Consider the following 9191-nt stretch of genomic DNA (forward strand, 5'->3'; position numbering starts at 1 on the left):
CCCCCCCCCCCCCCCCCCCCCGGGGGGGGGGGGTGCCAAGCAGCGAGGCTCTGGGATACTGGGTCCTCCGCATTCGCGGAGGATGACGGTTTGTTGTGGGGCCAGCGCGGGTGCCCCATCCTCTCCCATTATCGCCCGCGCAAGCGGGCGACCCAGTATCGCAGAGCGTCGCGGTGAACCACCGTCCTCTCTGAGTCATACCGGTGCGCGTAGCGCAGCTGCGCGAACGCGGAATCTCGGATTGTTGAGCACCGTGCTTCACCACGCCCGGAACGACCCCGGGGAGGGGGGACGCGGCTCTGAAGCTCAGTGTCCGAGCGGCGCCGTCGCGTGGTCGAGCCAGAGTTGCGTCGGGCCGTCGAGATGGGGGCGGACTTCGGTGCGGACGCGGGCGTGGTAGGCGTTGAGCCAGGCGAGTTCTTTCCGGCTGAGCATGTCGAGGTCTATCAGCCGGCGGTCGATCGGCGCCAGCGTCAGGGTCTCGAACGCGTTCATCGGCTTCTCGGCGCCTTCGACCTGCTTCTCAACGACCAGCTCGAGGTTCTCGATGCGGATGCCGAAGGCGTCGGTCTTGTAGTAGCCGGGCTCGTTAGACAGGATCATGCCGCGCGTCAGCGGCGTGGTGCCGAGCTTGGAGATCCGCGCCGGGCCTTCGTGCACCGACAGATAGCTGCCGACGCCGTGGCCGGTGCCGTGCTCGAAGTCGATCCCGGCCTGCCACAGGAACTGCCGCGCCAGCGTGTCGAGCTGCGCGCCGGTGGTGCCGTCGGGGAAGACGGCGCGGGCGATCGCGATGTGGCCGCGCAGCACGCGGGTGAAGCGGTCGCGCATCTCGGCGGTCGGCTCGCCGATCGCGATCGTCCTCGTGACGTCGGTGGTGCCGTCCTGATACTGCGCGCCGGAATCGATCAGCAACAGATCGCCCGGCTGGATCCGGCGGTTGCTCATGCGGGTGACGCGATAATGCACGATCGCGCCGTTCGGCCCGGTGCCGGAGATGGTCGGGAACGAGACGTCCTTGAGCGCGCCGGTGTCGCGGCGGAAACTCTCCAGCGCCTCGACGGCGTCGATCTCGGTCAGCGCGCCCTTCGGCGCTTCGGCATCGATGAAAGCCAGGAAGCGCACCAGCGCCACGGCGTCGCGCTGATGCGCGGTGCGGGTGCCGGCGATCTCGACCTCGTTCTTCACCGCCTTCAACAGCGCGACCGGGTCGGCGCCGCGCAAAGGCTTGCCGCCGGCGTCCTTGATCAGCCGCGTCAACGCGTCGGCGGCGGTGGCGCTGTCGAGTGCGATCGTGGCGCAGGTCTGCGCCAGCGCTTCCAGCATCGGCGCGAGCGCCGACGGCTCGGCGACCTCGGCGGTCCGTTCGAGATGATCGCGCGCCGAATTCGACAGCTTGCGGGCGTCGATGAAGATCGTCGGCCTGCCGTCCTTCGGCACCAGCGCGTAGGACAGCGGCAGCGGCGTGTGCGAGACGTCGGCGCCGCGGATGTTGAACGTCCACGCCACCGCGTGCGAATCGGACAGCACCAGCGCGTCGGCTTTGAGCCGGCCGAGCTCGTCGCGAATGCGGCCGAGCTTGGCGTCCTCGCTCTCGCCGGAGAATTCCGCGCCGTGAATGCTGACGGCGCCGAGCGGCGGGGCCGGGCGCTCGCTCCACACCGCGTCGACCGGATTGCCATCGACCGGAATTAGTTCGGCGCCGGCCTTGGCGCAGGCTGCCTGCAGCCGCTCGACTGCCGAAGAAGTGTGCAGCCACGGATCAAATCCGAGGCGGTCGCCGGCCTGGAGATGCGCTTCCAGCCAGCGTTCCGGCGGCGGCTCGACCAGCGACTCGATCGCCCACGCCGTGGTGTCGACCTGCTTTGCGGCCTGCAGCGTGTAGCGGCCGTCGACGAAGACAGCGGCGTCGTGAACCAGCACGATCGCCAGACCCGCCGAACCGGTGAAGCCGGTGAGCCAGGCGAGCCGCTCTTCGGACGGTGCAACATACTCATTCTGTTGCTGATCTGCGCGCGGGATGACGAAGCCGGTGAGCTTGCGGCGGGCCAGCTCCTCGCGAAATGCGGAGAGCCGCGCGCCGAGCGCGACGCCGCTTTCGGCATCCTCGAAGGTTTGGAAATGCGCTTCGAACATCGGCGTCGTCCCTCATCTCAACGTGGCGCGCGGTGACTGCGAAAAGCCTTGCTTATGGCACGAGTTATGCTTGATTTATCGGGCCTGCAAGCAACAGGCGCGGGTGCGCCAGCACCCTGATAACGCGTCCGGGATCAACCCGGGAGTGTCTCAACTCAACGATGAGGGGATACACATGCCTGCTTTTTCATTCGAGAAGATTGCTCCGCCTGTTCGCCCGGGCACCGTCGCCAAAACCGAGACGGCCCACCAAAAGCCCCGCGGCGTGATCACCCAGATGTTGGACCGCCTGTCCGACGCGCGCGTGAAGCGGGCTCCGCCACATGAAGGCGTTCAGGTGCACTTCCCCACCAAGCCGGCCGAATAAACCTGCCGCAAGTTTGCCTCAGAAGGTTTTCGCCAACAGCAGGCTGCTCCAGCCCTCGATCACGATCTGCCGCAGCAGCACACAGCCGCGCGCCCGATAGGCCGCGATCACGCTCTGCGCCTGCGGCTGCAGCAGGCCGGACAGGATCACCAGCGCCGACGGCGCCAGATGCTCGGACATCGGCTGCGCGAGCGCGCGCAGTGGGTTGGCGAGGATGTTCGCCAGCACCAGATCGAACGGCGCATGCGCCGCAAACGCCGGCGACGCGAAGCCGGTCGCCCATTCGGCATGAACCAGATTGCCGACGCCGTTGAGCCGCGCATTCTCCTTGGCGACCGCGACCGACTGTTTGTCGATGTCCGTGGCAAGTACTGGCTGTCGCAGCGCCTTGGCAGCCGCGATCGCCAGCACGCCGGTGCCGGTGCCGAGATCGAGCACGCTGCGCGGCGGTCCGGCGCGTAGCACCATATCGAGCAGCGTCAGGCAGCCGCGCGTGGTGCCGTGATGACCGGTGCCGAAGGCCAGTGCGGCCTCGATCTCGATGCCGAGCTTGTTCGGCGGAACGCGATCGCGATCATGGCTGCCATGGACGATGAAGCGGCCGGCCGGCACAGGCACCAGCCCTTCCAGACTCGCCGCCACCCAATCCTTCGCCGCAATGGTCTCGACGCTCATCGCCTTGGCAGCGTCGTCGCCGGCCGCCTGCGCGACCAGGTCGCGGATACTATCGAGGTTCGGCATCTCGCCGAAGTGCAGCCCGATCTCCCAGCTTCGGTCCGGACGCTCGAACGCCGCGATCGCCATCTCGGCCTCGTCGAAGCACTCGCCGAGCAGGTCGGTGACCCGGCGGGCGGTGGCCTCGTCGCCGAGCACGAAGCTGGCGCGGACGGTGGGGGCGGGATCAGGCATGGCAGGTCCGATGGTTGGCGGTCTGACGGTCGGCTGCTGTGCGAGGTCAACCGAATGTCCACAGCTTCTGCGCCGGAAAGGCAGGCTTTGTCCACGACTTACACACAGCCTTCGAGAAGCCGCTTACGGTATTCGAGGGTGTTTTCGTGGACGTCCCGGCGCAGTCGGGAAGAGCGCTGGTTGCCAAAAAGCCATATTTGTGTCCTAAGGGACACAGATCGGGGGTCAACGAGACGGTTCCCGCGCTAACCTGAGGAGAGGTGCGGACTGGGCCAACGAAGGTCTGCTGTCCACGATTGCTTGATTGAGCAACGGCGCCCCCTCCGCGCTCGACACGAGCGCAGATCAACGATGAGGGCGAATGTTCAAGACTGGCGAATTCTCTTCACTGTCGCGCCGCGGCGGCATTCTGTCCGCGGTTGCGTTGTGCGTGGCGGGCGCTTGCGTCGGCACCGGCGAAGCGGTTGCACAGCAGCAGCAAACCTCCTTCCAGAGCCAATCCGGCCAGCAGCACTCCTTCGCGCCGCCCGCGATGCCCGTCGATTGCGCCACCATTCGCTACCATGTGGCTGAACACGGCAAGGCCAAGTCGATCGCTTGGGCCGTCAAGAACGGCTACTCCTGGGCCCAGATCAACGAAGCACGGCGCTGCCTGAAGGGCTGAGCGCTCGAGCTAGCACGGCCCGATGCGCCGGCTACGGCTCCCATTCCTGGCAACCTTGTCAACAACCTATACCCGCGCTGTACCCGCGATTTACACCGCGCTTCAACAGCTTTGCGCACAGCTTTAGGTGTCACTTTTCCACAGCCTTTGCACAGGCTTGTACACAGCTTTATCCACGGCTTGTGAACAGGCTGCGGTGATCGCCGAGGATGGCGGCCGCGGCATTATGGCCCGGAGCGCCGGTGACTCCGCCGCCGGGATGGGCGCCGCTGCCGCAGTGGTACAGACCCTTCAGAGGGCCGCGATAGTCGGCATGGCCGAGCATCGGGCGGGCGGAGAACAACTGGTTCAGGCTGAGCGCGCCGTGGAAGATGTCGCCACCAAGCAGACCGAACTCGCGCTCGAGATCGAGCGGCGACAGGATCTGGCGGCCGAGCACGCTGGCGGCGAAGCCGGGGACGTAGCGGTCGACGGTGGCAATCATCAGATCGGCGACCTCGTCGCGGCGGTCGTCCCACGACACGCCGCCAGGCAGTTGCGGCGCGACGTGCTGGCAGAACAGGCTGGCGACATGCCGTCCTTCAGGGGCGAGCGAGTCGTCCAGCGTCGACGGGATCAGCATCTCGACCACCGGCTCGCGGCTCCAGCCGTGCTGCCGGGCGTCGCTATAGGCGCGGTCCATATAGTCGAGGCTGGGGGCGATGATGATGCCTGCGGTGAGGTGGTCGCCGGAGCCGGGCAATGCCTTGAATGAGGGCAGGCCGGAGAGGGCGACATTCATCCGGAAGGTGCCGGAGCCGTTCTTCCATGCCTGCATGCGGCGGCGGAAATCCACCGGCAGCGCATCCTTCGGCAGCAGCCGGGTATAGAGCAGCTTCGGATTGACGTTGGCGGCGACATATTTGGCGCGCAGGCTGCGGCCGTCGTCGAGGGTGACGCCGACCACGCGATCCTTTTCGACCAGCACTTCGCGAACGCCGGCCGCGGTCTCGATCTCGGCGCCGGCCGCGCGGGCGGCGGCTGCCATCGCCTGGGTGATGGCGCCCATGCCGCCGATCGCGTGCCCCCAAACGCCCTTCTTGCCGTTCACCTCGCCGAATGCGTGATACAGCATCACATAGGCGGAGCCGGCGGCGTAGGGGCTTGCGTAATTGCCGACGATGGCGTCGAAGCCGAACAGCGCCTTGACCAGGTCGTTCTCGAACCGCGCGTCGAGCATCTCACCGGCCGAGCAGGTGAACAGGTCGAGCAGCAGCCGCTGCTGCTCCAGCGACAGCGCGCGCAGCCGGTTGGCGGTGCCGAGCGCGGCGAAGCCTTCGCGGATCGCGCCGGCGCCGAAGCGCTCGACCAGGTTGGGCGGGGCGCGCAGCACGAAGTGGCGCAGCACGTCGGCGATGCTCTCCAGCTCGGCGGCAAAGCCATCGAACCGGCTGGCGTCGCGCTTGCTGAGATGCGCCACCGATCTGGCGGTGTATTTCGCTCCGGTCAGCAGATATCGGCCGCTCGGCGCGGGCAGGAAGTTCTGCGCCCGGCGCTCGACGATGCGCAGGCCGTGCTCGGCCAGCTTGAGGTCGGCGATCACCTTGGGGTTGAGCAGGCTGACGGTGTAGGCCGCGACTGAGTTCCGGAACCCGGGATGAAACTCCTGCGTCACCGCAGCGCCGCCGACCACGCCGCGGCGCTCGACCACCTTCACCCTCAGTCCGGCCTGCGCCAGATAGGCGGCGCAGGTGAGACCGTTATGGCCGGCGCCGATGATCAGCGCGTCGAAATCGGACATGGGCTTTCCAGGGCGGTGGGCGGCTTCCGGCCGGAGTGAGTTGGTGATGCTCGCTCCGGTATCAAAGAGCAGGCCTGTTTATCAGAGACGCGTCGGCCGCGCACGTCGGCAACCGGCGGCACGGCAGAACGTCGCGGTGATGCGATCCGAGTGGATGGCGGCTCCCGGTTCTGCGATGGTCAGGCAGGCGGCGCGGGCAAACGTCGCCGAACGGAAAGTTGTGTCCGCGGTTTCCCGCGTTTGAAGTCGATCTGCACCGGCCCCGCCGGATCGTTCACCCTGGAGACCGTATGACCGAGCCGATGCTGCCCGCCGCCCGTCACAATTCGGAGGCGCGCGACCGGGTGATCCTGATCGCCTACACCGCCGCGATCTTCACCAGTGCACTACTGCTGTTCTCGGTGCAGCCGCTGTTCACCAAAATGGTGCTACCGCGGCTCGGCGGCTCGCCGGCGGTGTGGTCTGTGGCGATGGTATTCTTCCAGTCGCTGCTGCTCGGCGGCTACGCCTATGCGCATTATATCAGCCAGTTCCGCAACCGTGCGATTCCGGTCGCAATTCATCTGGCGCTCCTGGCGGTGGCGATGCTGACGCTGCCGCTGTCGATCGCCACCGGCTGGGGTACGCCGCCGGCCAGCGGCTACGCGTTCTGGCTGCTCGGGCTGTTCACGGTGTCGATCGGCCTGCCGTTCTTTGCGCTGGCCGCCAACAATCCACTGCTGCAGGCCTGGTTCGTCCGTACCGGCCATCCCAACGGGCCGGACCCGTATTTCCTCTACGCGTCGTCGAACATCGGCAGTTTTCTGGCGCTGCTGTCCTATCCGGTGCTGCTCGAGCCGACGCTGACGCTGCGCTCGCAGAACCTGGTATGGACCGCCGGCTATGGCCTGCTGATCCTGCTGATCGCCGGCTGCGGCTATCTGCTGCTGCGTTCGCCGAAGATGGACATTGCGGCCAGCGCCGTCGACGACAGCGCGGCCGCGGTCGCACCGTCATGGACGTTGCGGGCGCGCTGGGTGTTTCTCGCCGCGGTGCCGTCGGGCCTGCTGATCGCGGTCACGGCGCATATCTCGACCGACGTCGCGGCGGCGCCGCTGCTCTGGGTGCTGCCGCTGTCGCTGTATCTTTTGACCTGGGTGCTGGTGTTCCAGTCGCGGCCGCTGCTGCCGCACAAATGGATGCTGGGGCTGCAGCCGCTGGCGATCGCAGTGATCGCCGTGTTGCTCGCCTATACGGGCACCGCCAATCTGCTGGTGATGCTGGCGGGCCATCTGATCTCGTTCTTCATCATCGCGATGGCATGCCACGGCGAGCTGGCGCGGACCCGGCCGGATGCACGGCATCTCACCGGCTTCTATGTGGCGTTGTCGTTCGGCGGCATGGTCGGCGGCCTGTTTGCCGGCCTGGTCGCGCCGTACAGTTTCTCGTGGATCGCCGAATACCCCATCCTGCTGGCGCTTGCCGTGTTGTGCCGGCCGCTGGTGGTCGAGCGTGTGCCGCAGCGGACACGCTGGTACTGGGCATTCCTGGTGGCGCTTGCTGTGGCGCTGATTGCGCCGGCATTTGCGTCGGGGCAGATTTACGAGTGGATCAGCATCAATCGCATGCTGATCGTCGGCGACGTCGCGGCGGTGGCTGCATTCGCCGCGCTGGTGCTACGTGCCAACCGCTGGAAGGTGTTTGCGACGGTGGTGCTGGCGCTGGCGCTGATCCGGCTCTACCCGTCCGACGATGGCCGGGTCGAGACGGTGCGCAGCTTCTTCGGTGTCCATAAGATCCAGGTGACGTCGAACGGCCAGTATCACGTGTTGCTGCACGGCACGACAATTCATGGCGCCGAGAAGATGCTGAACGACGACGGCACGCAGGTGACGGGTCAGCCCGAGCCGATCACCTATTACTACAAGGACGGCGGCATCGGGCAGGGGATTGCGACGATCCGGGCGCGCGAAGGCAGCGAGCCTTTGCGGGTGGCGGTGATCGGGCTCGGCTCGGGCTCGCTGGCCTGCGCATCACAGCCCGGCGAAACCTGGAAGTTCTTCGAGATCGACCAGTCGATGGTGGATACCGCGCGCGACCCGAAATACTTCACCTATGTGAGTAAATGCGCGCCCGACCTGCAGCCGGTGATGGGCGACGCGCGGCTGACCTTCGCGAACGAGCCGAACGGCACCTACGATCTGATCATCGTCGACGCCTATTCGTCGGATGCGATCCCGATCCATCTCGCCACCCGCGAGGCGATGGCGATCTACAAATCCAAGCTGACGCCGCGCGGCGCCGTGCTGATGCACGTCTCCAACCGGCATCTCGAACTGACCAGCGTGGTGGTCGGCATCGCCGCCGCCAACGGGCTGAAGAGCTGGAGCTTTTCGGAGGATTCCGATCGCGACGCCGAATACATCTTCTCGACCTCCGTGGTGATCTCGGCCCGCGAGCCGGAGGATGTCGGCCGCATCGCCACGTCGCAGGACTGGACCCTCACCGGACCTCGCCCTCACCAACGGGTTTGGACCGACGACTATTCCAACGTCCTCGGCGCCGTTTGGCGACGGTTGCGCGATGGCGAGGACTAGGCGGCGGAAGCTGTTCTCCGGCAGGTGAGAGGCCGCTGAATCCCGGCGGTGCCGGAGGAGGCGGGGCCTGAGCGCTGGCTGGAGGCCGGAAGGTCGGGGTGTGGCGCTCTGAATGTGGGCCGATCGGCTGGCGCACAGCTGATTAAGTGCCGGAAATTGGGGGGGCACGACCCTGAGGGTGAATATTGATCCGCCTTCGCGCGTCGTCGGGGCTCTGCCGCCTACGCTTCCAAGCCCCGCGGGGCGGGGCGCGGACGGCGCCGCGGCCCTGCGGATGCGCTGTAAGATATTGAAAATTATATCGTTTTAATTCTTATCCCCAGCGGAACTTCCGCAGAATTCTTGAAACCTTCATTTTTGTGCTTGCGGTCCCGAAGGTGGGGGGCTATAGAAACACCCACGCGCTGCCCGCGGGTCGGGCTTCCTCTCTTGGCTCTCTGGCCGAGGGAGAAATTGGCGCCTTTGATGCTCCTCACTTCGATGAGTGACGCAACAACCGATAAGACTCGGTTGGTGTCAATCATTGTCGCTGAAGGGTAGGCACCCTCCCTAAGGGTGTAGAGGTCTTTTGACCTCGGGCTGTTTGACAAGTGAAGAAGAAGAAAGAGAAACGTGGACGGCGGAGTCCTTGCGGGTCTCGGTGTTCGGAGCTTCGGCTTTGAATATTGGGGCCGGACGAAAGACTTCGGCGGATACACGTTTCAAGGTAACACCATGGCCTTTTCGAAGGCTGTGTCGGTGGCGATGTGAATCGCTGCT

7 protein-coding genes are annotated in these 9191 nt (G+C 66.1%); 3 read left to right on the top strand and 4 right to left on the bottom strand.

Annotated features, from left to right (window positions below; genetic code table 11):
* Window positions 1-306: 306 nt before the first annotated feature.
* Window positions 307-2136 (bottom strand): aminopeptidase P family protein, encoded by a 1830-nt coding sequence (locus LPW26_RS25195; RefSeq protein ID WP_238738509.1) that lies wholly within the window; start codon window positions 2134-2136, stop codon window positions 307-309.
* 70 nt (window positions 2137-2206) lie between these two features.
* Between LPW26_RS25195 and LPW26_RS25425 the strand changes: the two genes are divergently transcribed.
* Window positions 2207-2503, top strand: a complete 297-nt coding sequence (locus tag LPW26_RS25425) for a hypothetical protein (protein WP_406678277.1) — start codon at window positions 2207-2209, stop codon at window positions 2501-2503.
* Window positions 2504-2521: 18 nt separating this feature from the next.
* On the opposite strand, the gene LPW26_RS25205 is transcribed toward LPW26_RS25425, so the two are convergent.
* The gene (locus tag LPW26_RS25205) at window positions 2522-3412 is read right to left on the bottom strand and encodes a 50S ribosomal protein L11 methyltransferase (RefSeq protein WP_238738510.1); all 891 of its coding nucleotides are present in this window, start codon (window positions 3410-3412) and stop codon (window positions 2522-2524) included.
* Window positions 3413-3773: 361 nt separating this feature from the next.
* On the opposite strand from LPW26_RS25205, the gene LPW26_RS25210 reads away from it, so the two are divergent.
* Entirely contained in the window at window positions 3774-4076 is a 303-nt protein-coding gene (locus LPW26_RS25210) for a hypothetical protein (protein WP_238738511.1), read from the top strand.
* A 169-nt stretch (window positions 4077-4245) separates the two neighbouring features.
* Here the strand turns inward: LPW26_RS25210 and LPW26_RS25215 are convergent, their stop codons facing one another.
* Window positions 4246-5856 carry a phytoene desaturase family protein gene (locus tag LPW26_RS25215; RefSeq protein WP_238738512.1) on the bottom strand — a complete coding sequence of 537 codons (1611 nt, stop codon included), beginning with the start codon at window positions 5854-5856 and terminating at the stop codon, window positions 4246-4248.
* Window positions 5857-6146: 290 nt separating this feature from the next.
* Between LPW26_RS25215 and LPW26_RS25220 the strand changes: the two genes are divergently transcribed.
* Window positions 6147-8432 (top strand): spermidine synthase, encoded by a 2286-nt coding sequence (locus LPW26_RS25220; RefSeq protein ID WP_238738513.1) that lies wholly within the window; start codon window positions 6147-6149, stop codon window positions 8430-8432.
* 549 nt (window positions 8433-8981) lie between these two features.
* Here LPW26_RS25220 and LPW26_RS25225 read toward each other — a convergent pair.
* Window positions 8982-9191, bottom strand: a 210-nt coding sequence (locus tag LPW26_RS25225; RefSeq protein ID WP_238738514.1) for a hypothetical protein, incomplete at its 5' end; no start/stop codon positions are given.

The organism is Rhodopseudomonas infernalis, from assembly GCF_022271405.1.
GTDB classification, from domain to species: Bacteria; Pseudomonadota; Alphaproteobacteria; order Rhizobiales; family Xanthobacteraceae; genus Rhodopseudomonas; species Rhodopseudomonas infernalis.

Excerpts from the sequence above, each read along its gene's own strand:
- LPW26_RS25210 (WP_238738511.1), top strand. The coding sequence starts at position 3,774 with ATGTTCAAGACTGGCGAATTCTCTTCACTGTCGCGCCGCGGCGGCATT.
- LPW26_RS25205 (WP_238738510.1), bottom strand. The coding sequence starts at position 3,412 with ATGCCTGATCCCGCCCCCACCGTCCGCGCCAGCTTCGTGCTCGGCGAC.
- LPW26_RS25195 (WP_238738509.1), bottom strand. The coding sequence starts at position 2,136 with ATGTTCGAAGCGCATTTCCAAACCTTCGAGGATGCCGAAAGCGGCGTC.
- LPW26_RS25215 (WP_238738512.1), bottom strand. The coding sequence starts at position 5,856 with ATGTCCGATTTCGACGCGCTGATCATCGGCGCCGGCCATAACGGTCTC.
- LPW26_RS25220 (WP_238738513.1), top strand. The coding sequence starts at position 6,147 with ATGACCGAGCCGATGCTGCCCGCCGCCCGTCACAATTCGGAGGCGCGC.